The 20,639-nt window shown below is 62.2% G+C and carries 21 protein-coding genes and 1 pseudogene; 16 read left to right on the top strand and 6 right to left on the bottom strand.

The genetic code is table 11. The features are described from left to right. Positions 1–200: 200 nt before the first annotated feature. From ACIU1A_RS15960 to ACIU1A_RS15930, 7 genes and pseudogenes are all read left to right on the top strand, one after another. Entirely contained in the window at positions 201–815 is a 615-nt protein-coding gene (locus tag ACIU1A_RS15960; RefSeq protein ID WP_404927716.1) for a TetR/AcrR family transcriptional regulator, read from the top strand. A 57-nt stretch (positions 816–872) separates the two neighbouring features. Further along, positions 873–1,706, top strand: a complete 834-nt coding sequence (locus ACIU1A_RS15955; protein WP_210242431.1) for a bestrophin family ion channel — start codon at positions 873–875, stop codon at positions 1,704–1,706. After that, positions 1,681–2,088 (top strand): annotated as a pseudogene (locus ACIU1A_RS15950) (tyrosine-type recombinase/integrase); the annotation flags it as partial. The gene ACIU1A_RS15955 and the pseudogene ACIU1A_RS15950, both read left to right, overlap by 26 nt. Before the next feature lie 189 nt (positions 2,089–2,277). After that, positions 2,278–3,066, top strand: coding sequence for a hypothetical protein (locus ACIU1A_RS15945; protein WP_140657658.1), 789 nt, complete (start codon positions 2,278–2,280; stop codon positions 3,064–3,066). 9 nt (positions 3,067–3,075) lie between these two features. Then, positions 3,076–4,665 (top strand): DUF2272 domain-containing protein, encoded by a 1,590-nt coding sequence (locus tag ACIU1A_RS15940; protein ID WP_140657660.1) that lies wholly within the window; start codon positions 3,076–3,078, stop codon positions 4,663–4,665. Positions 4,666–5,092: 427 nt separating this feature from the next. Continuing rightward, entirely contained in the window at positions 5,093–6,949 is a 1,857-nt protein-coding gene (locus tag ACIU1A_RS15935; RefSeq protein WP_404927715.1) for a hypothetical protein, read from the top strand. A 686-nt stretch (positions 6,950–7,635) separates the two neighbouring features. Beyond that, on the top strand, positions 7,636–7,803 hold the full coding sequence (locus ACIU1A_RS15930) for a hypothetical protein (protein WP_246671061.1): 168 nt from the start codon (positions 7,636–7,638) through the stop codon (positions 7,801–7,803). An 84-nt stretch (positions 7,804–7,887) separates the two neighbouring features. Here ACIU1A_RS15930 and ACIU1A_RS15925 read toward each other — a convergent pair whose 3' ends face one another. The 3 genes from ACIU1A_RS15925 to ACIU1A_RS15915 form a co-directional block, all read right to left on the bottom strand. Further along, positions 7,888–8,016, bottom strand: a complete 129-nt coding sequence (locus tag ACIU1A_RS15925; protein WP_404927714.1) for a hypothetical protein — start codon at positions 8,014–8,016, stop codon at positions 7,888–7,890. Positions 8,017–8,048: 32 nt separating this feature from the next. After that, positions 8,049–8,369, bottom strand: coding sequence for a hypothetical protein (locus tag ACIU1A_RS15920; protein ID WP_140521468.1), 321 nt, complete (start codon positions 8,367–8,369; stop codon positions 8,049–8,051). A gap of 120 nt (positions 8,370–8,489) precedes the next feature. Next, complete coding sequence (locus ACIU1A_RS15915) at positions 8,490–9,242, bottom strand: DUF899 domain-containing protein (RefSeq protein WP_140521469.1); 753 nt, start codon at positions 9,240–9,242, stop codon at positions 8,490–8,492. Between the two features lie 110 nt (positions 9,243–9,352). On the opposite strand from ACIU1A_RS15915, the gene ACIU1A_RS15910 reads away from it, so the two are divergent. The 3 genes from ACIU1A_RS15910 (at position 9,353) to ACIU1A_RS15900 (ending at position 12,224) form a co-directional block, all read left to right on the top strand. Further along, positions 9,353–10,573, top strand: a complete 1,221-nt coding sequence (locus ACIU1A_RS15910) for a helix-turn-helix domain-containing protein (protein WP_404927713.1) — start codon at positions 9,353–9,355, stop codon at positions 10,571–10,573. Positions 10,574–10,608: 35 nt separating this feature from the next. Then, complete coding sequence (locus ACIU1A_RS15905) at positions 10,609–11,241, top strand: PQQ-binding-like beta-propeller repeat protein (RefSeq protein ID WP_140649217.1); 633 nt, start codon at positions 10,609–10,611, stop codon at positions 11,239–11,241. Positions 11,242–11,393: 152 nt separating this feature from the next. Continuing rightward, positions 11,394–12,224: an aldo/keto reductase gene (locus tag ACIU1A_RS15900; RefSeq protein ID WP_404927712.1), complete on the top strand. Its 831-nt coding sequence runs from the start codon at positions 11,394–11,396 to the stop codon at positions 12,222–12,224. A 198-nt stretch (positions 12,225–12,422) separates the two neighbouring features. On the opposite strand, the gene ACIU1A_RS15895 is transcribed toward ACIU1A_RS15900, so the two are convergent. Both ACIU1A_RS15895 and ACIU1A_RS15890 read right to left on the bottom strand, forming a co-directional pair. Beyond that, positions 12,423–12,794 carry an endonuclease domain-containing protein gene (locus ACIU1A_RS15895; protein WP_404927711.1) on the bottom strand — a complete coding sequence of 124 codons (372 nt, stop codon included), beginning with the start codon at positions 12,792–12,794 and terminating at the stop codon, positions 12,423–12,425. 246 nt (positions 12,795–13,040) lie between these two features. After that, positions 13,041–13,346: a hypothetical protein gene (locus ACIU1A_RS15890; protein ID WP_140500102.1), complete on the bottom strand. Its 306-nt coding sequence runs from the start codon at positions 13,344–13,346 to the stop codon at positions 13,041–13,043. 222 nt (positions 13,347–13,568) lie between these two features. Between ACIU1A_RS15890 and ACIU1A_RS15885 the strand changes: the two genes are divergently transcribed. From ACIU1A_RS15885 to ACIU1A_RS15865, 5 genes are all read left to right on the top strand, one after another. Beyond that, a complete protein-coding gene (locus ACIU1A_RS15885) occupies positions 13,569–14,261 on the top strand; it encodes a glutathione S-transferase family protein (RefSeq protein WP_404927932.1) in 693 nt (230 codons plus the stop codon). 204 nt (positions 14,262–14,465) lie between these two features. Then, a complete protein-coding gene (locus ACIU1A_RS15880; RefSeq protein WP_404927710.1) occupies positions 14,466–16,010 on the top strand; it encodes a helicase HerA domain-containing protein in 1,545 nt (514 codons plus the stop codon). Positions 16,011–16,143: 133 nt separating this feature from the next. Beyond that, positions 16,144–17,916, top strand: a complete 1,773-nt coding sequence (locus ACIU1A_RS15875) for a class I SAM-dependent DNA methyltransferase (RefSeq protein WP_404927709.1) — start codon at positions 16,144–16,146, stop codon at positions 17,914–17,916. Beyond that, a complete protein-coding gene (locus ACIU1A_RS15870) occupies positions 17,913–19,004 on the top strand; it encodes a BsuBI/PstI family type II restriction endonuclease (RefSeq protein ID WP_404927708.1) in 1,092 nt (363 codons plus the stop codon). The genes ACIU1A_RS15875 and ACIU1A_RS15870 overlap by 4 nt, the downstream gene beginning before the upstream one ends. A 187-nt stretch (positions 19,005–19,191) precedes the next feature. Beyond that, positions 19,192–19,395, top strand: coding sequence for a hypothetical protein (locus tag ACIU1A_RS15865; RefSeq protein WP_404927707.1), 204 nt, complete (start codon positions 19,192–19,194; stop codon positions 19,393–19,395). 110 nt (positions 19,396–19,505) lie between these two features. Here the strand turns inward: ACIU1A_RS15865 and ACIU1A_RS15860 are convergent, their stop codons facing one another. Continuing rightward, a complete protein-coding gene (locus ACIU1A_RS15860) occupies positions 19,506–19,700 on the bottom strand; it encodes a hypothetical protein (protein ID WP_404927706.1) in 195 nt (64 codons plus the stop codon). Positions 19,701–20,149: 449 nt separating this feature from the next. Between ACIU1A_RS15860 and ACIU1A_RS15855 the strand changes: the two genes are divergently transcribed. After that, positions 20,150–20,569: a helix-turn-helix domain-containing protein gene (locus ACIU1A_RS15855; RefSeq protein WP_404927705.1), complete on the top strand. Its 420-nt coding sequence runs from the start codon at positions 20,150–20,152 to the stop codon at positions 20,567–20,569. Positions 20,570–20,639 lie beyond the last annotated feature (70 nt).

The following is a 20,639-nucleotide window of genomic DNA, read 5'->3' as shown; positions in this document are numbered from 1 at the left end:
CGGGGGGAGATTACGCTCTTCGGCGCCTTCACCAGTCCCTGACGGAAATCGGCTTTGGCTTGCAAGCTTTCAGCACGTGACATACCGGTTCCCCTGATTATATGATAAAGGTGCTCCACTAAAGCGGAGGCGCCTCCGTTTATTACGTGGGGGCTGACCCGATGGGGTTCAAGCCCCATATTTCGACAGTGGAGAAAAAATTGGCCGCAGAGCCGTCCGCCATCCCCGACCAGAAGACCGCAGAGGCCAAGCCGCTGCGCGCCGACGCGCAGCGCAACCGCGACCGGCTGGCCGAGGTGGCGGCCTCGGTCTTCGCCGAGCGCGGAATCGATGCCTCGCTGGAGGAGATCGCGCGCCGCGCGGGCGTCGGCATCGGCACGCTCTACCGGCATTTCCCGACACGCGAGCACCTGGTCGAGGTGGTCTACCGCCGCGAGGTGGAAGGGCTGTGCGCGGCCGCCGGCGAACTGGCGGCAAAGCATCCGTCCGACGTGGCACTGGAAGAATGGATGCGGCGCTTCGTCGACTATATCGCCACCAAGCGAGGGCTTGCGACCAGCCTGCGCATCCTGTTGACGGCGAATGCCAATCTCTATTCCGACACGTCGGGTCGGGTCTCGGCGGCGTTGCGGCAATTGGTCGAGGCGGCGGTGGCCGAGGGCACCATCCGTGGCGATGTCGACGCGTCCGACGTGCTGCACGCGCTGGGCGGCATCTATTCGGCGCCCGACACCCCGGATTGGCGCGATCGCTCGCGCCGGCTGGTCCGGCTGCTGATGGACGGATTGCGGTTCGGCGCCGCCAAGGCTAGGTGAGGGGGACTGGAGACTGGCCTGCGGCTAGCGGGCACGTCCGCGATTTGGGGGCATCTTATGTATGTGGGCCGTTCCTACAAGGTGATGGATTTCGCGCTCTGGTCGCGGCGCAGCGTCATCTACATGGTGGTGGTGAGCGGACTGGCTGTCGCGGCCTACCGTTTTCCCGGCCTTGCCGGGTTCTCGGTGCCGTGGTCTGTCGTGCTGGTGCTCGGCACCACGGTGTCATTGGTTGCCGGCTTCAAGAATTCGCAGGTGTTTACCCGCAGCGGTGAAGCGCTGCAGGCGTTTGCGCAAATCACGGCCAGCAGCCGGTTGTGGTCCAATTTCTGCAGGGACTTCACCGACGCCCCGACAGCGAAGCAACTCATCTATCGCCACATCGCCTGGATGACGGCGCTGCGTTTCGCGCTGCGGCGGCCGATGCCATGGGAATCCATGGCGCGGGCCGCCAATATCGAATACCGGCGGCGTTACCATGTCCAGGAGGATACGGGCTCGATTGCCGACGAATTGCGGCCGTTGCTGGCCGAGCAGACCGAGGGCGTCCTGAAATCGCCCCGCCCGGCGATCGCCTTGCTCGAAATGCAATCGGTGCAGGTCAACGGCTTGTTCAAGGATGCCAAGATTCCTCCGCAGATCTATGGCGAACTGACAAAACTCATCCGCGACTTCCACGACCAGCAGGCGCGCTGCGACCGCATCAAGAACAATCCCTATCCCCGCCAATACGCCATCGTCAGTTCCATGTTCGTCATGATCTTCTGCACGCTGTTGCCGTTCGGCGTCGTTCCGGTCTTCGCTGAGATGGGCAAATTCGGCGGGGCGCTGGGCTCGATCGCGATCTGGCTGACGAAGCACCTAATATCAGGGCTGGAAGCGCATCCTTGAGCGGGCCGGCCAGCCGCACACCGGCACGCACGGCATGCGACACCGCTCGGCAACCGACATCGCCAACTCCGGCGTGCCGGTGAAGGTCGGCATGGCGCTCACCACGCATAAGACCGTCACCATGTTCATGCGCTACGTCCACACCGAGGATGACCCAATAAGGGCGGCCGACGATGCCGTGGCGCAGAGGCGTCTGACCCTGATCGGTGGCGCACCAAGCTCGGAAATTACAGGCCGTTCCGTGAGGAGTATTTGCCGTCGACAAGACCGAGCGGCTTCTGATCTGCCGCCTGGTCAGCGCCTCAGCGGGCTCGGGGCGATGGTGGGGGGCGCGATAATTGGCTCGGGATGTTTACGGGTACTGGAAGGCGAAGTTGCTTGAAAATTGTAGGTATTAAATCATAGCCATCAATAAAGTTGTGCTGGGGCCAGTTACGTAGTATAAAATTCCTCATCATCGTCCTGGTGCGATCTGTAAATTGCGGATCGGACTTGGTTCGACTGCGAGCGAAGCAATCGCAGTCGTGCCCACGCGGCACGCTGGGGGAGGAAATGATTGCGTAGGAGAGCTGTGCGACCTATCCTACTTGCGCTGCTTCTTTGCGCAGGGTGCGTAAACGCTCCGACCGCGAATACTGGCGCATTTGTCAAAGGGGTCGCTGCTGTCCAATCAGCGAGTGATACGCTCTATGACGATCTTGGCGTTGCCGAACGCAATGTAGTTCTTCGGCAATTGAATGCCAACCCTGCAAGCGGTCGTCGGTTTGACGTCGCCAATGCTTACTATTATTCTACAATTGGCGACCCTCCCCTTACGACGGAGTTTAGAAGTGCTATTGGGATCATCGCACAGTATGCCGACCTACTGAACACTCTGTCGAATGGCTCTAACAACGCCGCCGCAAGGGCGCAAACTCTTGAAATTGCTGAAAATCTATCGTCCTTGGCAGGAACGCCAGAAGTTGCCCTAGCCGCTGCTGCCCTTAAGCCAGTTATTGACCAGCTCCTTCTCGCGCGGAGCGTTGCCGAGGCTCGGCAACTTGCTCTCGATGGCGCACCCCGGTTCTCTGACTTGATAGGTGCGCTGAAGAATTCAACACCTGCAATGTTTAAAATGCTTGTGACTGAGGTTGCACATTCTTCAGGCATTAATTCGTCGAAGCTCACCGATTATCGGACGGCGCTTGCGAATTATGTCGTTCTACTGGACCGCTTGCAGAAAACGTTCGGCTCTTTGGTGGAGGCTTTCAAGCGCCCTTCTGACGTAACGTCGATAGCGAGTTTGTCTCAAGCGACCGGAATGCTTCAAGAAGACGTAAAGGCGGTCCGGCAGGCCCTTGCCGCCGCCAGAAGTAGATAGGAGGGACCTATGCTCGACCCAGATGGTGCTTGGGATGCCGTTGCTTCTGCGATATCTGAAATTGAAACGAAAATGTCGGCGGGTGCCTCTGGCGCGGATCTTGAGGCACTGAAGTCAGCTAAGAAGGATCTGCTTGCCGCACTGGATGATCTAGCAATTGACGCCTATCGCAATGCTGCAGCCAAAGTCGCTGCAGCCCGTGCGGGTCTCGAGGCGATAGTCTCAACTGCAGAACCACGTTTGGGGACCTTCCTAGCGACGGCCGTTGCCCTGCTTCCAGCGCCTCTTTCATCGACCACGGCGGGAGGCAATTCGCCGGTCAGGCAATCTTTTGGCGCAGGCGTGATCGGCGGAGCAGACACTGGAGGCGCCGCCGGCACAGCATTGCCTGGAATTGAGCCCACGCCAGGAGCGTTTGTCGAGCGCGTTGTGGCCACGTGCAACACGGAATGGGAATTTTTCGGCCGTCAGGAGTATGATATCGGCGGTTCAATTGTTCGTATTGGCAACAAGGAAGGTCAGCAACCGTATTCTAATCGGATAGGGACGTACTGGCTGGAAGGAACGTCGACGCACGGGATCGACGGTCAGACATTTGAAATGCCTTGGTCTGCGGCATTTGTGTCGTGGGTGATGAAGACAGCCGGTGCTGGCGACAGATTCCGGTATTCGACACAGCATTCAGTCTACATTTCGCAAGCTATTCGGGATTGTTTAAGCAGGCGTGATGCTGCGGGATTCTGGGCGCAGCGGCTAAACGAATATCGACCAAAGATCGGTGACATAGTCTGCTGGTCGCGCGAGGCAGGCGTTGATTATGACAACCAAAAGGGTGGAAACTACAAAGGCCATAGTGACGTCATTGTCTCGATCGGCGACGGCATTGCCTGGATCATTGGTGGAAACGTAGGTAACTCCGTCACAAAGCGCCCGCTTGCATTGTCGGACAATGGGCTTCTTCGAGCAGTGGCAGCCGGTGGTGAACAGCTTTTTGCGGTTATGGAGGAGAGGATTGCCGTTGCCTCTGAGGCCCAAACCCCTTCTACGTTAGGGAGCGTGGATGCGAGCAATGCCGCGACCGGCGGGAATGGATTACTCAAGATAGCGTGGGGAAAGAAGGTCTCGGGCGGATTCAAAAGCCGCGTGATCAGTATTGCAAGCACTCTGGGGTGCGACCCTAGCCACCTTATGGCTGCAATCGCCTTTGAGACGGGAGAGACGTTTTCACCCAGCATTCAGAATCCAATATCCGGCGCTACCGGTCTCATTCAATTTATGCCTCGAACCGCCAAAGACCTCGGCACATCAACTGCGGAATTGGCCTCTATGACAGATGTGGATCAACTAGACTTGGTCGCGAAGTATTTCAACCCGTACGTTGGCAAATTGAATAGTCTTCCAGATGTTTATGCGGCAATTCTATTTCCGATTGCGGTAGGAAGGCCTGATTCGACCGTACTGTTCCAGAGACCGGCTATTGCTTATATCCAGAATGCTGGACTCGACGTCAACGGCGACGGAGTTATAACAAAGTCTGAGGCGACTTCGAAGGTACAGAAAAAGCTTGATCGGGGGCTGTCACTTGAATTCATTGGTTAGAGGCCCGTTATTAGGCGGCTTCTGGTGTGGTGCTGAACTTGCAATCTAGTCTGCCTCGGAGGGCCAAAGGAAAAGCGCAATCCAATGAGGAGTGTGCATTCAACAAATGGGCGTTCGACGGGTCATGTTGGGTGACCATCAGTCAGGAACTGCGATGCCGACATATGTTCCAGAAGATACGGGCAGTCAACAGAGTGTAGCCGCTGCGTCTCCCAGTAATACATCTGGAGCCGACGGGAAATCAACATGCGCTACAGATGTCCAGGTTGCGCAGATCGGACAAGCGCAAGCAATGTCGTCCGCCGTCGGCGGAGGTGGTCCCCCACCAGAGGGCCGGTGGACGCTCCCTTCCAGCGTAAATGTACAGGCATTCCTTTGCTTGGGAGTGGCATGTCTTGGTAGCGTCATTCTGGTCTCTATTGTTGCCGTGTTGATTGCTCTTATGCAATTTCAAGGGCGGCTTTTGATGGCGCAGCCGAGCCTTACTGCTGGACGCCTTGTATATTTTGTTGCTCTTGAAAAAAACTTGGATGAAGTGACTACATCTATGTCTAATAACTCGAAGGCGTTGGAGCGAGAGGGATTAAATTTATCAAAGAATCAGAATGAGCTAAGCTTCAGGATAAATCGATTGTGCGCTGCTTTTGCAACGTTGCCTATGGAGGATGGCTATTTGTCGAGATGCGAGGCATTTCTGTCAAGGATTCCATTCGATTTTATACCGCAGCAATTCGATGCGATGCAGAAGGCTTTGAACTATGACGTCCATTCGCCCGAAAAGAACCAGGAGGTGGCTGTCGTACCTCATTTAGAAAAGGATTCACTTGATAAAATCGAAGCTAAATTTGCCAGATACATGGGAGATCCGTTAATTCAGGGTCAGAAATTTTCTGAGTTCGAATATCTTTACGCATCAGACATTTCAGCTATAGCGTTCCTCAATCAAGCGTCGGCATTGAGATTGCAACCTCTCTATACGATTGCACGAGCGCACTATCTAGAAGACTGTGCGTATAGGAGTACATTGGCTAGACAATTAAGGCGCTACAGGGACATTGAGGAACTGAACTGTTCTGGCGTTCTACCTGTTGAGCAGATCACCGTGCCCGCGTCAGTTCTGCCGAGACAGGCAACCGGGCAGAGTCAGTCGGGCGGTGTCGGCGGACCTGCTCCGCCGGCCGGGCAGGCCAAGAATGCCGAAGGCGGCGGCGGACCTGCGCCGGCCGGGCAGGCCAAGAATGCCGAAGGCGGCGGCGGACCTGCTCCGCCGGCCGGGCAGGCCAAGAATGCCGAAGGCGGCGGCGGACCTGCGCCGGCCGGGCAGGCCAAGAATGCCGAAGGCGGCGGCGGACCTGCGCCGGCCGGGCAGGCCAAGAATGCCGAAGGCGGCGGCGGACCTGCGCCGCCGGCCGGGCAGGCCAAGAATGCCGAAGGGGATGGGGTTCGGAGCAATGAGCCCCCGAATCCAGGTTCAGAACTGCTTGGCCTCAACAGAGGAACCTACGAGGTTCATGGACAACCGGAGCAGCTGCTAGGACAGCCTCTTTCTTCGTCGGGCCCGATTGGAAGCTCCGTTAGCGACGCATTGGACATATCAACCGCGGGCAATAACGGCCCTGGTCAGCTTCAAAGGGACACGATTTCTGCAGAGCAACAGAGGGACTTTGATCTGGTTTCGAGTTACCGATTTTATGACCGACTTTCACCGAGATTGCTTGAGAGTCTTATAATGAGTCCGAGCGAGTTCTTAGCTCTACTTCTAGTATGTTTCGGTGGAATCCTGGGCGCTTTTTTAAAGATAATCTTTTCCGTTTATACGTCGAGCAGGGATCCAGATTTTCGCGACTTATTAGTTGGTCCCATACTTGGGCTAATCTGCGCCTTGGTGTTATACATTCTGCTTCGTGCCGGTTTTATTGCTATAACAGATCATGCCGAACAGGCTGGCTCTACGAGTTTGAGTCCCTTCGTGATTGTTTTTGTCTCGTTGACAGCAGGTCTATTATCCGAGCGATCAGTTGCAGTACTGCAGCGATCAAGTGCGACATTGCTAGGTGCGTCAGATTCATCCGAAATCAGCCGGTGGGCCGTCGGGCTCAAAGGCGCACTATTGCGCACAGGAATTAGCGTCGAACAACTTGCTGCTCGGTTGCGACTGGTTCCAAAAGTTGTTCAGGATTGGACAGAAGAAGTCGAATCCGTTCCAGCTCCACAACAGCGAGACCTATCCCTCATTCTAGATACCTCACCCCGATTACTTTTTACGGATCTGCCGCCTTCATGAGTTTCGTTCATTGCGAGATGATGTATCCTTGAAGGGCCCCGCTGGAGGTAGGGCAGTAGCAAGGCCCTCCGACCGGGCCCGGTAGAGCCATCCAACAGGAGCCGTAATTTGTATAGCATAGTAAACGAGACGGCTGCTGAGGGAACTGCTGCTGAGGGAACTGCTGCTGAGGGAACTGCTGCTGAGGGAACTGCTGCTGAGGGAACTGCTGCTGAGGGAACTGCTGCGGGGGGAACTGCTGCTGTTGGAACTGCCCTCCGTACGGCTGTTGAGGATAAGGAAGGATTGGGGGTGGCCTCGGTGGAACGTCAAATTGCGCGTGAAGCGTTGCTGGCAGCAATGTAGCCACGACCGCTACCATTGCAAACGGCGTCCGATTGTTTCCAAAGGGTTGGAAGAACGCAATCGACATGCCTGCCTCTCAATTCGTCCGCCCACGCATAAAAAGTCCAAAGGACTTTCGTGCCTAAACGCAGGAACTCGCGGGCTTCAGTAATTTCGTGCCCTGTAAGGCTATCGTATCCTAGGCTGTTGCGATCTCGCAGACAACGCTATCTGTCGAATGTGTATAATTTTTCTGGTAGCTCAGTAAACCAGCCCTTTGTCACCATTCCTCGTTGAAGGCTCGCGCAGCTAGACCGAACACTTGATTCGTCCCGTTCAGCACGCTGCTGGGCTGGGCATACATGTCGCTCGACCAGGTCGGCGAGAGCAGCGCCAACCCTTTCGAGGGCAACGCCAACGATGTGCCGATCTCGCAGATCTGCCGCGACATCGAGATCGAGATGCGGACCGGGCTCGGCGAGGTCGACCTTCCCGCGCCATTGCTGCCTGTCAACGACATCGCGACGTAAAAGCCAGCGCGCTTGGCGGCGATGAGCAGGGCGAACGGCCGGCGTCATTGCGCCTGGGCGGCGCGCCGCTCCGCCGTCGAAGCGTCAGGTCTTTTCGGGCGTGCACCAGGGGCAGCCCTTGGCGGGTTGCGAGGGCTCGTCGCCGCGCCGTGTCGGCTCCGCCTCCATCGGCTCCCGTGTGCCGGGACCGTGCGTCTCGCTCATCCGAGTCATGGTTCTTCTCCTTGATGGGTTGCATCGGCGATTCAAACTGGTTGCGCAATGCTCTGTTTTTGCAGAGTTTTCTCCAAGCGCTTTGCTTTCTCCCGGCCCGCCTGCCTGTTGGAAATCACGCGCAGCCAAGGCGCCAGATGGAAGGCGCTCATCAGCAGGTACATGGCCGGCATGCCGGTGAGCGGCGAAGAGGTGCCCATGCACAGCATCGCCGCATCGCCGCCGAAGATGCCGGCCAGCAGCGCCATCAGGGCGAAGGTCGGCGCTGCGGCGAGGCCCAGCCAGTCGGCGATGCCGAGGCGGGCCGCGTCCTGATCGGGACAGGGAAGGGCGTCTGTATGGATGTCGCTCATGTCTTTCTCCTCGGTTGCGCATTGGCGCGAGCCCGGAAAGCAGCAGCAGTCCTGGGAAAGCTGCCGCCTTGCGAAGAGCGTCCGGCCGCGCTTGCGTCGAGCCGGCGCTCTAGCCAGGCTCTACTGGGCGTCCTTGTTGCGGAACGCCGCCTCGCCGGCAGCAGACACTTCGTCCCATTTCCTGTCCGGCGCGGTGTCGGCGTCGTAGTTGTCGCTCCAGTTCCACCATTTGTAGGTCGGGGTCTGCGGATAGCCTTCGGGCGAGTCCTCCCAGACCTCCTGGCGGCCGAGCGGCGTGGCGTCGAGGTAGCTCCAGACGGTGCCCATCGCCTCGTCGCCGCGGTTGTTGATCAGATAGGTGCGGAAGATGCGGTCCCCGTCGCGGATGAAGACGTTGTGGCCGTGCCATTCGTCGACGCCGAAGTCTTTGTCGAAGCTGTCGGTGATGGTGTACCAGGGCATTGCCCAGCCCATCCGCTTCTTCAGCCGCGCAATGTCGGCCTGCGGCGCGCGCGAGGCATAGGCCAGCGTGGTGTCGCGGGCGTTGAGATGGGCGAGGTTGGAGACCTGGTCGGCGCCCAGCGAGCAGCCGCGGCAGGCGTGATCGGGCCAACCATACACACCCGGCTCGAAGAAGGCGCGGTAGACGATCAACTGGCGGCGGCCCTCGAACAGGTCGAGCAGGCTCGCCTTTCCGTTGGGTCCTTCGAACGTGTAATCCTTCTCGACGGCCATCCAGGGCATGCGGCGGCGCTCGGCGGCCAACGCATCCTTGGCGCGGAGCGTCGCCTTCTCCTTTACGAGCAACTGCTGGCGCGCGGCCTCCCATGCTTGCTGGGAAACGATCGGCGGTGTGTGCATTTGCTTGGTCATGGCTTTTGCCTCGCTGTTCCGGTTTGATGTGACGCGACTGACATAGCGCCGGACAGCGGGATGGTGAGAGTTACAAGTGTGGCGGGATTCGCCGTGGCGGGATTTTTTTGATGGATTCGCTGATCACGGCCGCGGGGCTGTTGCTGGCGGCGGGTGACCCGCTCAGCGCGCTCGACCGCGTGGCGTTGCGCGAGGACGCGCCGGCGCTGGCGCTGCGCGGCATCGCCATGGCGCAGCTCGGCGATCTCGACCGGGCCAGGGCTCTGCTGCGGCGGGCGGGGCGCACCTTCGGGCCGAGGGAAGCGGTGGCGCGCGCCAGATGCGTCATCGCCGAGGCCGAGATCGCGCTGGTTTCGCGCGACCTCGGCTGGCCGGCCAAGGCGCTCGATGCGGCGCGGGCGACGCTGGAAAAGCAAGGCGACCGGCTGAACGCCGCGCATGCGCGGCACCTGGAAGTGCGATTCCTGTTGCTGATCGGCCGTCTCGACGAGGCCGAGCAGGTGCTGGCCGGGCTCGATGCGACGCCGTTTCCGCCGGCTTCGCGGGCCGCGCACGAGCTGGTCGTCGCCGGCATCGCCATGCGGCGCCTCAGGACGAAGACCGCGCGCGCGGCACTCGAGCGAGCACGGCACGCCGCATGGCGGTCCGGCATTCCCGGGTTGATGGCCGAGGTCGACAGCGCGTTCCGGGCGCTGGCAACGCCGGCGGCGCGGCTGATCGCGAACGGTCAGGAGCGTCCGCTGCTGCTCGAGGAGGTCGAGGCCTTGCAGGCATCGGAAGCGCTGGTGGTCGACGCTCTTCGTCATGTCGTGCGCGGGCAGGGCGCGCTGGCCTCGCTGGCGACGCGCCCGGTGCTGTTTGCGCTGGCGCGCGCGTTGGCCGAGGCCTGGCCCGGCGACATGCCGCGTGCGGCACTCATCGCCAGGGCCTTCGGCGGCAGGCACGCCGATGAATCGCATCGCGTCCGGCTGCGGGTCGAGATCGGCCGGCTGCGCGCCGAGCTGCGCGGGCTGGCCGACATCCAGGCGACGAAGCGCGGTTTTTCGCTGGCGCCGAAACGGGGCGGCGAAGTGGTGGTGCTGGCGCGGCCTCTCGAGGAGCGGCATGCGGCAGTGCTCGCCTTCCTCGCCGACGGCGAAGCCTGGTCGAGCTCGGCACTGGCGCTGGCGCTCGCATCCAGCCAGCGCAGCGTGCAGCGCGCGCTGGAGCAGCTTGCCGAGACCGGCAAGGTGCAATGGTTCGGCCACGGCCGGGCGCGCCGCTGGATGACGCCGCCGGTGGCGGGTTTCACGACCACCTTGTTACTCCCGGCGCCGTTGCCGAACGGCTAGGAATGGATCACACGATCAAAGGTGAGGATGAAGACATGAAACATGCGGCGGCCGAAATCCTGCGTGAATACGGCCCCTTTGCGGGCGTGGACAGCGTGCATGGGGTGAGCTTCGATGGGCAGAACGTCTGGTTTGCCTCGGGCAAGGGGCTCACCGCCTTCGACCCGGAGAGCGGGCAGGCGGTGCGCTCGATCGATGTCGCCGCGCATGCCGGGACGGCCTATGATGGCCAGTACCTCTACCAGCTCGCCAAGGACCGGATCCAGAAGATCGATCCCGGCACCGGCGCGGTGCTGTCCACCATTCCGGCGCCCGGCGGCGGCGGCGATTCCGGCCTCACCTGGGCCGAGGGCACGTTGTGGGTGGGGCAGAACCGCCAGCGCAAGATCCACCAGATCGATCCCGAGACCGGGGCGGTCCTGCGCGTCATCGAATCCAACCGCTTCGTCACCGGCGTGACCTGGGTCGATGGCGAGCTATGGCACGGCACCTGGGAAGGCGACCAGAGCGATGTGCGGCGCGTCGACCCGGTGACCGGAGACGTGCTGGAACGGCTCGACATGCCGCCCGGCAAGGGCATATCGGGGCTCGAATCCGACGGCGGCGAGCGCTTCTTCTGCGGCGGCGGCCCGGGCGGCGTGGTGAGGACCGTGCGCCGACCGAAATGAGGGCTGATCTTCGCGGTGAGCTCAAATGCCAACGAAAGCGACAAGAGCATCGTCTGTGTCGATCACAGATTCGGCAATTTGTCCGCCGCCGGCTGGCCGTTGCCCGATGCCGGGCCTAGATAGGCTGGACCATCTTCGCAGAGGACCAGACCATGCCTGAACAGATTTCGTTGAACGACGGCTCGACCATTCCCCGGCTCGGCCTTGGCGTGTGGCAGGTCGATCCCGCTATCACCGCCAAGGTGGTGGGCTGGGGGATCAAGGCCGGCTACAGGCTGATCGACACCGCCGAAGGCTACCAGAACGAGAAGGGCGTCGGGGAGGCGATCCGGAGCGCGGGCGTGCCGAGAGGCGAGCTGTTCATCACCTCGAAGCTGCGCAACGGCGCGCACCAGCGCGATGCCGCATTGCGCGCCTTCGACGATACGATGGACAAGCTCGGCATCGAACAGATCGACCTGTTCCTCATCCACTGGCCGGTGCCCAGCCAGGACAAATATGTCGAGGCCTGGCAGACATTGATCGAGCTGCAGAAAGCCGGCCGGATCAAATCGGTCGGCGTGTCGAATTTCAACCGGGATCACCTGGAGCGCATCATCGGCGAAACCGGCGTCACGCCAGCCGTCAACCAGATCGAGCTGCATCCGCGTTTCCAGCAGCGCGAGATCAGGGAGTTCCATGCCCGGCACAACATCCACACCGAAAGCTGGAGCCCCCTCGGTAGCGGCAGGCTGCTCGGCGACCCGACCATAGCAGGCATCGCCGCAAAGCACGGCAAGTCCGCGGCGCAGACGATGATCCGCTGGCATCTCCAGGAAGGGCTGATCGTCATCCCGAAATCGGTCCACCAGGACCGCATATCGGCCAATTTCGATGTCTTCGATTTCGAACTGGACGCGCAGGACCTGAAGGCCATCCGCGGCATGGATTCAGCCGACGGCCGCGTCGGGCCGAACCCTGCGACGGCGGCGTTCTTGTTTTGAGGCCACCAACGTTTTTACTCTACGGCGCCCCCCTCTGTCCTGCCGGACATCTCCCCCACGAGGGGGAGATCGGCTGTCGTGAATGCTTTCGCCAATTTTCAACTTTGAAAAATGTGGCGCTGGAGCCAAAGCTGCCAATCTCCCCCTTGTGGGGGAGATGCCCGGCAGGGCAGAGGGGGGCGCTGTCCCGCCAGCCTGTCAGGGCGCGTCTGCCAAACCAGCCGCGATAACGATATGCTGGCAGACATTGTCTATGTCGCGGATGACATCGTCATTCCAGAAGCGCAAGACGATCCAGCCATCCTGTTCCAAGCGTTTGGTTCTGGCCTCGTCAGCATTGGCAAGATTCGGGTCGCCATGTTGTGAACCGTCGACCTCTGCAATCAGCTTTTTCTCCGGGCAGGCGAAGTCTACGATGTAGCCGGCGATGGGGAATTGCCTGCGAAAGCCCAGGCCCATCAGCCTATGCGCACGCAGCTCGTTCCAGAGCTTTAGTTCGGCATCGGTCATGATCCTGCGCATCGATTTCGCGTTAGCGCGGTGTCTTGGGGGCAAGGGTGTGTGTGGCATGGTGTGAGAGGCTTGATGCTGAAGTTGGTCACCAACGTTTTTACTCTACGGCGCCCCCCTCTGTCCTGCCGGACATCTCCCCCACGAGGGGGAGATTGGCAGCTTTGGCTCCGGCGCTACATTCTTCAACGTTGAAGATTGGCGAAAGCATTCGCGACAGCCGATCTCCCCCTTGTGGGGGAGATGCCCGGCAGGGCAGAGGGGGCGGTCCCGCCGGCGTCTCAGGAGATCAGCAGCTTCAGTGCCTCAAATCCCCGAGCCGTCCAGCTGCTGGGCGTCGTCGCCTTCCCAGGGCGAGGGCATGGAGGCACGGGCGAGGTTGGCCGAGGGCATCGGCATCCAGCATTTCAGCTCGGGCTCGGCATATTCGACGATGCGGCCGGGCGAGGAGTCCGACGCGCGCCAGCCTTCTTCGCCGAACTGGTCGCCATCCGACCAATAGGCGAGGTCGACTTCCGCCGGCCCCTGCTCGGACGGCCGGACCGTGACGAGGATCCGGCTGCCGTCCTTGGGCGCGCTTGACATGTGGCGCCAGCGGTCGGGCTCATCCATCGCTCATCCTCCTCGAGATCCATTGCCATGCTTCGAGAGGGATAGTCGCCTCGCGTCCGGAAGCGGTCAACCCGGACTTTTCGCAAAACCCGTCGTTGCGGTCGCGACCGCATTGTCGGATTCGATCGGCGCTATCCGTCCTTGGCGTGCATGCCGCAACAAAGGAGCGAGGCGATGGCGAGTGACAAGGTCGGGCCGAAACCGCACGGGGTGGACGCGGAGATGAAACTGTTCTTCAGCCGCAACCCCAATCCGCGCCTGGGAGTCGCGGTGGCCCGTCACCTCGGGGCGAAGGTCGCGTTCGAATTCGCTTCGCCCATGGCGCCGGGGCAGGCGGAGCGGTTCCGTCCGCTCAATCCCAATCTTTCCCTGCCCTTGCTGGCCTGGACGGGAGGGAGCCTCTGGGAAGCGGACGCCATAGCCTGCCGGCTTTCGCGCGACATGGATTCGGATTTCTGGCGCGCGGGCGACGACGAACCCGAGATGATCCGTTGGCTGAGCTGGGGCAAGGAGGAGTTCGTCAGGGCCTGTGACATCGTGCATTTCGAGCGCGGCACCAAGCAGCGCTACGGCATCGGTCCGATCGACGCGGAAAAGGTCGCGGAGGGACTGGAACAGTTCCACAGGACGGCGCCGATCCTGGAGGCGGCACTTGGCCGGCGGCCATGGCTGGCCGGGACTTCGGTCTCCTATGCCGATTTCCGCATGGCGACGTTCCTGCCCTTCAACGACGCCGCCCGCTTGCCGCTCGGCGATTATCCCGAGATCGAGCGCTGGTATCGCCGGCTCGAAGAGATCGAGGCCTGGCGCGATCCGTTCCAGGGGCTGGACGCGCCCGCATTGGCACCGGTCCCCCCGGACGGTGATGCCCGCGTGAGACGACGCGGGAGCGGTCGACCAGGCTTCAGGGCTTGAATCGCGATTCCGCTTCAACTGCTTGTTTTCACGTGCATCCGAAACGATTGCGCGCTTGTCATGCGATCGTTCAGCCCGCCGGATGTTGCATCAGGCAGGCAGCATTCGCACAACTGTGCGCAACGCCCAACTGGCGGCCATCGGCGCTCGACGCTTTGCAATCGGATTGATAAGTCCCTCTGCGAAGGAGCGGCTGAGTCTGACATGACCGTTGCGATCGAGATGGGACAGACGACCGCCGGCGCGCCGGCGGCGCTGGACCTTGAGGAACTGCTGGCGACGCGGCTTTTGGTGCAGGGCAATTCGGGCTCCGGCAAATCTCATTTGTTGCGCCGGCTGCTGGAGCAGAGCGCGCCCTGGGTGCAGCAGACCATCATCGACCCCGAAGGCGACTTCGTGTCGCTGGGCGAACGCTTCGGCCATCTGGTGATCGATGCCGAGGAACATACCGAGCGCGGGTTGCAGAGCGCCGGCGAGCGGGCGCGCATCCACCGCGTCTCCACGGTGCTCAATCTCGAAGGGCTCGACGCCGAGAACCAGATGCGGCGCGCCGCCGCCTTCCTCGGCGGGCTGTTCGAGGTGGCGCGCGACCATTGGTATCCCATGCTGGTGGTGGTGGACGAGGCGCAGCTTTTCGCGCCGGCGGTGGCCGGCGAGGTTTCCGACGAAGCGAGAAAGCTTTCGCTCGGCGCCATGACCAATCTGATGTGCCGCGGCCGCAAGCGCGGGCTTGCCGGCATCATCGCCACGCAGCGACTGGCCAAGCTGGCCAAGAACGTCGCGGCCGAGGCCTCCAATTTCCTCATGGGCCGCACCTTCCTCGACATCGACATGGCGCGTGCCGCGGACCTGCTCGGCATGGAGCGGCGGCAGGCGGAGGCTTTTCGCGACCTGGAGCGCGGGCATTTCATGGCGCTGGGCCCGGCATTGTCGCGCCGCCCGCTCGGCCTGCGCATCGGGCCGACGGATACGAGCCCGCGCAACGGCACGCCGCGCCTGATGCCGTTGCCGGAAGCGGCGTTGGAGGATGCCCGCGCGATCATCCTGGCGGCACCGCCGCCGGAGGCCGTGCGGCCGCAGCGGCGGGTGACATCGCCGGACATGCTCGACCAACTGATGGCGGCGAAGTCGGCGGCGCTGGAGATCCGCCCCGAACCGGCGGAGCCGGCGCCCAGCGCCGAGGACCTGGCGGAGCGGCGCGAGCGGATGGACCGCATCCTGCGCGCCATATTGGCGGAGCCCGACGCGGGCTTCCGCGTCATCGGCGTGCTCTACCAGGAGTTCGTGGTGCGCTGCCGCATCGAGGGGCTGGCGTCGGTCGTGCCCGATCTGCAGGAGTTCCGCCGCATGCTGACGCGAGCCCGCGCCGGCGTGGGTTCCGATATGGCCGAGGACGATGCGTGGCGCGACGTCTCCGTGCGCGCCTCGCTGCTGCCCGAGGACATGCAGGGCGTGTTCATGATGATCGCCCGCGCGGCAAAGGAAGGCTGGCCCTGCCCGAGCGATGCCGCGATCGCCCGCGCCTATGGCTCGCACTCCATGCGCCGCGCCCGGCGCCTGCTCACCTACATCGAGGAGCAGGGCCTGATCGTGTGCCAGCTCGACGGCACCGGCCGGCGCACCGTGACGCTGGTGGAACTCGCCTGGGCGACGGCGCCGGGCGACCCCAATGCGGCGCCGGGCGACCGCAATGCGGCGCCGGGCGATCCCAATGCCGAGGAGGCGGAGCAGGGCAGCCTGGCGCTGTGATGGCGTGGGCGCGGCACGGTTGCGGTTGTCCACTGGAACATAACGAGAACATGTGATACTCTATCGCATCGGTGAGTCTTGCGCGGTACGGTCGAGGGCGATGGGAAAAATTTCACAGATTCGCGGGTCGAAATTGCCTGCCGTCTTGCGCTCGGTGGTTGATGCGTTGGCAGCGGCGCGCGCGGAGCTGTCGAAGGCTCGCCTGCTGGCGCGCGCATGGTGCGAGACGATCGACGAATGCGACCGCGAAGCCTATGCGGTTTCGCTGACCAGGCGTGCTCTGGAGGCCTTGTCGGCGGCCCTCGGCATTTCCCCGGCGATCTGCCCCTCGCTCGCCTTCGATACGGAGGCGCTGGACGAGCCGGCCTCCGCGCTTGCGCACAGCATCGGAGAGACCGCCGCGCGGCTGCCGATCCTCGAAGCGCTGCATCTCGTCACCAGCCTCTATCCGGTCCTGCTGCCGACCAGGGAGCGTGGCGAACGCGGTGCCTTCTACACGCCGCCGGCCCTGGTCAACCGCCTGCTCGACCAGGCCGAGGAAGAGGGCCTCGACTGGCGCAGCGCCCGGGTTCTCGATCCTGCCGCCGGCGGTGGGACGTTTCTGTTTCATGCCGCGCACCGCATGATCGCCGCGCTCGGCGATTGCGAGCCGGCCTTCGCGCTCAGCCATGTCGGCACCAGGCTTGCCGGTTTCGAACTCGATCCTCTCGCGGCGCGGCTGGCGCAAGGCGCCCTGGAGATCGCGCTCGCCGATATCGCGACCAGGGCCGGGCGTGCCGCCCCCGCCATCGTGACGGCCTGCGACACGCTTGAAGCCGATCCGGAACCCGTCTTCGATCTCGTCGTCGGCAATCCGCCCTATGGGCGGGTCTCGCTGCCGTCGCAATTGCGCGAGCGCTATGCGCGCGGCCTCTACGGGCACGCCAATCTCTACGGCCTTTTCACCGACGCCGCGCTGCGCTGGACCAAGCCTGGCGGCCTCATCGCCTTCCTGACGCCGACAAGCTTTCTCGGCGGCCAATACTACTCGGCGCTGCGCAGCCTTCTGGCCAAGGAGGCGCCGCCCGTCGCGATCGACTTCGTGCATGCGCGGCGCGGCGTTTTCGAGGATGTGTTGCAAGAGACGCTGCTTGCCGTCTACGTCAACGGCGCCGAGCCGCGGCGCGCGCAGATCCACTACCTGACCGTCGCCTCCGAGACCGAGGCGGGGATTGCCCGCAACGGCACGATAGGCTTGCCATCCGACCGCGCCATGCCCTGGCTTGCGCCGCGCACGCCGGAGCACAGCCGGCTCATCGCCCGGGCCGAGACGATGACGCATCGCCTCGCCGACTGGGGCTATGGGGTTTCGACCGGCCCGCTGGTCTGGAACCGCTTCAAGGGCCAATTGCGCGATCGCGCCGGCGGCAAGGGGGTGCATCCGTTGATCTGGGCCGAAGCCGTGACCTCCGACGGCCAGTTCGCCTATCGCGCGCGCAAGAAGAACCACGCCCCTTATTTCAAGCTGGAGGCCGGCGATGGCTGGCTGCTTGTCGAGGAGCCCTGCATCCTCGTCCAGCGCACCACCGCCAAGGAACAGGCCCGACGCCTGATCGCCGCCGAACTTCGCCAGGAATTCATCGATGCGCATGGCGGCGTCGTCGTCGAAAACCATCTCAACATGGTCCGCGCGACCGGCAGCACGAAGGTGCCGGCGGCGGTCGTGGCGGCGCTATTGAACAGCCGTGTCGTCGATGATCTTTTCCGCTGCATCAGCGGCAGCGTCGCCGTTTCCGCCTTCGAGCTCGAAGCGCTGCCGCTGCCGCCGCCCAGGAGCATCCAGGCATTGGCAAGGCTGGTCACCGCCGGTGCACCGCGCGACAGGATCGAGGCGGAATGCAGCCGCCTCTACGGTGAGCCTGCATGACGGCACGGCCGCCCTATGCGACGCGCGATCTTGTCGCCGGGCGCTTGCCGCTGATCTTTCCGGAAGGCACGCCGAACCGCATCTATTGCATCCGCGAACTTGCCGCCAGCACCGTGTTCGCCGCTCTCTACATCGGCGCCGTCGAGGGTTCGGGGCGATTCCTGGGCCCGGTCCATGTTTATCGCATGACCCGCGAGCAGGCGGCGCTGGCGGACGATGCAGATCGGGATGCCTATGCCGCAACCGTCCTGCGCAAGAACGGCGCCGTCGCGGGATCACGCTGGTACGCGGACAATACGCGCGAGCCCATCCGCGACGAGACGCTGCGGGACGGGCTGGTGGCGATCGGCGCCGTGCTGCGTCGCGAGGATCTGCCGACGACCTCGGGCCAGCCCCGCTATGCGCTGAGGGCGGCGTTTGCAGCCCTGTTCGACCCGGCGCTGGAAGGCGAGGCGCTGGAAACCGCCATCGCGGACTTCCAGGAAACGCATCTCAGCAAGGGCGCGCTGGCCCGCGTGACCATCATGCGCGCCGGCGCCGTCGCCAACACCGCCGGCATCCGCGTCACGTTTCCGAACGGCGACACGAGGCTTTTGGCGCCGGGACCGAGTTCGGTCATCGCGCAAGCCGTCATCGAGGTGTTCGCCAAACGGTTTCTCGCCGCCCCTGCCATGTTGTGGCTGAGCGAGAGCGGCAACAAGGTGGTCCTGCGCGACGACGCCATCGCCAGTGCGATCGGCCTCAAGATCGAGGCCGACAGGAACCTGCCCGACATCATCCTCGCCGATCTCGGCCGCAAGGAGCCCTTGATCCTGTTCGTGGAAGTGGTGGCGACCGATGGCGCCATCACGGATCGCCGGCGAGATGCCCTCCATGCCGTCACGGACGCGGCCGGTTTCGACCGAAAACAGATCGCGTTCCTGACCGCCTATCAGGACCGCCAGTCTGCCGGCTTCAAGAAGACCGTCGCGCAGCTTGCCTGGGGTTCGTTCGCCTGGTTCGTCTCCGAACCCGGCCAACTCCTCGTGCTTCATGACGGCGCGGCCGACGGGTGTCCATTCGGCAGCTTGCCCTCGACTGTGATATAATAACGCTTCCCCAGCGTCACTAGGACAGCCGGTCGATACACGGACTATCCGGTGTTGCGCGCCCTTGGCGGCCTAGCCTGCTATGTTTAATGTTGGACTTATTGTATAGGAATAAGGTCTGGCGAATAGCACTTCGTTTGTTGGGAACGAGTAGCATTTCGTTTGATGGCGAGGGGAGCGCCAAACGATGAAGTTCAACTTCGATGGACCTCCAGTGGATCAGTCCGCGGTCGACATCTCAATGGCCTGCCAGCGCCAATTACTGCCTCTCGTGCGCGAGATCGTCCAGGCGGCGGTGGCGGCCGGGTGGAACCAGGACGACGTTCTACTGGGTTTCGTGGAGCTCGCCTGGGATCTGTACGAGGAGCGTCGCGACGATCTCCTGAACTAACTCTTTGTTTTGACGCAATTCCCCTAGGGAAAACGTGAAGGGCTTTTCCCGGGGGAAAGCGCTTCGCACTTCCCCTGGGAAACCGTTTCAGATTTTTCACTGGGAACGCACTATTCATGGATTTGCTCTGGCGACCAGCCGCGTACCAGATAATCTGCACGTTGCATGGCTGATTTCGACGGCAGAAGCTGCTTCGCCAATGTGCCTTCGACCGTATCTGGTTTTCCAGAACATAAATTCTCGTTTGTGTACGGATGTTCTTCCCTGAGCGCGACATGTGCGTTACCTATGGTCAGGGCATCCATTGGGCTGATGGGAATTTCGAGCGGCGGCCAATGGCCGAGGCGAGGCGCAATGAGCAATGCTAACGAGGTTCGGCAAAGCGGCGATTGCCGGGGCGTCGAACGGCAATTATCGGCCCGAAACGTCCAGGATATCATGCTTGAAAATGCGCCCTCGCGAAGCATCACGCAGGGCAGCGAGGGGCGGCCTGTCAGCGGCTCCTGGCGCAGTGTGGGCCCACCTCGTGCTGCTCTCCACCGGCCGATCGGCCAGCCTTGTGTCGACGCCGCAATTTCTTGAAATACCATCCGTTCAAATCATGGTTTTGCTCTGTGTCGTCATCTGGCTGGGTGCCCAATGAAGCTGACTGGCGATGAAAATGCGGTTTCATCGATCACGACTTTTTTTCCCGGGAACCGAGGGAGTGCTCTAGGGTTGGTTGTAACCAAGGGAGGTGTCAGGAGGCCCAAAAATGCGGCGCGATGATGAATCCCTGGAACGAACATCCGGAACCAATCCGGCCCGGCAGCCGCTGCTCAACGTGAAGGGCGGGCTTTCCGTCCACAGCGCGCGCAAGGTGCAGGAGTTCCTGAACGAGAACTTCTCGCGCAAGCTGGCGCTTGCCGAAATGGCCGCCGTTTGCGGGCTTTCGTCCTATCATTTCGTGCGCGCCTTCTCCAAGACCTTCGGCATGCCGCCGCATCAGTATGTCCTCGATCTCAGGCTGGACTTCGCGGAAAGACTGCTCGCCGACAGCCGCATGACCATCGCCGACATCGCCCATCTCAGCGGTTTTTCAAGCCAGAGCCACTTCACCACCATGATGAGGAAATACCGGCAGGTGACGCCGATGCAGGCGCGGGTGGCCAAGTCTAACGCGAAGATTAGATGAAGCCGCGCTATCGTCATTGTTTTATTACTTGATTTTAAAGCGGTTGCTAAGGTAACGAGCTGTTAACCTG

Origin of the sequence: Mesorhizobium maamorense, assembly GCF_044998965.1 — a bacterium.
Lineage (GTDB): Bacteria > Pseudomonadota > Alphaproteobacteria > Rhizobiales > Rhizobiaceae > Mesorhizobium.
This window is presented reverse-complemented; position numbering and strand designations above follow the sequence as displayed.